The sequence below is a fragment of the Myxococcus sp. AB036A genome (genome assembly GCF_006547355.1).
GTDB lineage: Bacteria > Myxococcota > Myxococcia > Myxococcales > Myxococcaceae > Myxococcus > Myxococcus virescens.
Window position 1 is genome coordinate 1 of the sequence record NZ_VHLC01000215.1, and the last position, 1,583, is coordinate 1,583.

The following is a 1,583-nucleotide window of genomic DNA, read 5'->3' on the forward strand; positions in this document are numbered from 1 at the left end:
CGACCACGGGTGGTGGCGGAGGAGGGGGCGGCGGACGGAACACCACGTCCGTGCCCTTCTTCTCTTTGATGACTTCCGTCACCTTGCCAGCAGCGGTGACGGCGGCGATGCCCATCAGCGCGAACACGGCGACGGACGCCGTAGTGGAGAGCGCGAACCGCCGCGCCGATTGGACGTCCGGGCCGCTGTCGAAGGTCTCGAACATGACTGGACGCGCATATAGCGACGCCATGTGTCGGGCCTGTCCGGAGCCCGTGACACTTTGCTTCCATCAACTTGACGGGAGCGTCACGGCGCGAGCCCGCCACCAAAGCAACGTGGCAGGCGTGACACGGCGTCGGCGTCCGCCACCGCTCGCGGTGCGCCCATGCGGCGCATCTGCGACAGCAGGGCGATCAACAACGCGGTGTAGACGAGCGCGAAGGGGCGCCACAGGAGGACGTGGCGGCTCCACTCCGCGCCCAGTCCCGAGTCAGAGACCAGGAGACCTGTGAGGGCGATGAGCGCCACCAGCACCAGGTTGGGCCGGTGGCGGCTCTCCACCGCGGCGCGGATCAACGGCCAGGCCAGCACGTAGTTCGCGCGCCACGCCAGCGGTGACAGCAGGGTGACACCCAGGCAACACACGGCGATGAGGTCCGCCGGCCCGGGTCTTGCCCACACCACGGCGGAGATGAAGAGGACCAGCGCCACGGCCTGCGCCAGCGACATGTCACCGGGGGGCACCACGGTGTCGGGCGGGTACACCAGCGCCAGCAGCACGGTGGGCAGGCCCTGGGTGTTGGACTGGAGCGCCCAGGGCGGCGTGGTGCGCGCCAGGGTGTCGCTCCACAGTTGGAACTGGACCAGCGTGCCGTCCCAGCCGTAGCGGGCGAGCGTGGGCAGGGTGAGCACCCCTCCCACCACGGCGGTGGCGCCGATGACGCGCCAGTGCCGGCGCCACAGGAAGAAGAGGCCGACGAGGGCGGCGGGCGGCTTGAGCAGGAAGGCGACGGCGAAGGCGGCGCCAGGGCGCCACACCTGTCCGCGTTCGGCGCCGAGCGTGCACAGGAGGATGAGCAACAGGATGACGGCGTCCACCTGGCCGTAGAACAGCTCGAAGGTGAAGGCGGGCAGCAGGGCCAGCGTCGTCAGCGCGGGCGCCCATTCCCAGGGCGTGGCTTCTCCCGACGAAGGTGTGGCGCGCATGGTGAGGCGGGCCACGGCGGCGAGCGCGGCGATGGAGCCCAGGTTCCACAGGGCCACGGCGGCGCGCGCCGGGAGCAGGGTGAAGGGAAGGAAGAGCGGCGCGGTGATGGGCGCGTACTTGAACGGCATGTGGCCGTCGGACAGGCGGTAGATGTCCGTGGCTTCCCAGAAGCGCTCCGCCGCCATGAGGTAGACGCGGAAGTCCACGCCCCTGCGGGGATGCTGACCCACGGCGATGGCGGCCACGGCCAGGACGGCCAGCACGAGCCACCAGGCCCAGCGCGCCCAGCGCGCGCTCACTCCAATGGATGTCCCCTCACCCGCGGCCGGTGGGGGGGATTCGGAGCCGGAGGGCCCCGGGGCGACGGCGGTCATCGGTAGGGAGGGGTGGGGTG

General features: G+C 71.1%; 1 protein-coding gene and 1 pseudogene. Both read right to left on the minus strand.

All coding sequences use genetic code 11. The features are described from left to right. Positions 1-205 (minus strand): annotated as a pseudogene (locus tag FL344_RS38105) (energy transducer TonB); the annotation flags it as partial. An 83-nt stretch (positions 206-288) separates the two neighbouring features. Next, on the minus strand, positions 289-1,583 hold a 1,295-nt coding region (locus FL344_RS38110; protein WP_228565668.1), incomplete at its 5' end, for a glycosyltransferase family 87 protein.